Raw genomic sequence first — 311 nt, 5'->3', positions numbered from 1 at the left:
TTGTCGCTGACAGGCATGCTGACGCGCGTCGCGTGATTGCAGACATCTTCGAATGTAATTACCGTTGTTATGGCTATTGTCGAATTCGGGCGGCGTTGAGCAGGCAGCAGGTATTTATCTCAGAAAAAGTCGTGCGACGTTTGATGCGACAGGAAGGCTTGGCCGCTGCCACAACCAGACGACGTCGCTATGGCTCCTATCGTGGAGAAATCACTCCCGCTCCGGCGAATCTCGTCAATCGTGATTTCCGTGCAGCCGCCCCGAATCAGAAATGGCTCACGGACATCACCGAATTTCAAATCCCTGCCGGC

General features: G+C 54.3%; 1 protein-coding gene. It reads left to right on the top strand.

The features are described 5' to 3' along the window. A partial coding sequence (locus tag NCT04_RS34955) for an IS3 family transposase (protein WP_250470302.1) occupies positions 1 to 311 on the top strand: 311 nt, incomplete at both ends.

The sequence above is a fragment of the Caballeronia sp. GAFFF2 genome, from assembly GCF_023631485.1.
Taxonomy (GTDB): domain Bacteria; phylum Pseudomonadota; class Gammaproteobacteria; order Burkholderiales; family Burkholderiaceae; genus Caballeronia.
The sequence above is the reverse complement of the archived record's forward strand: the minus strand, read 5'-3'. Positions and strand labels throughout refer to the sequence as shown.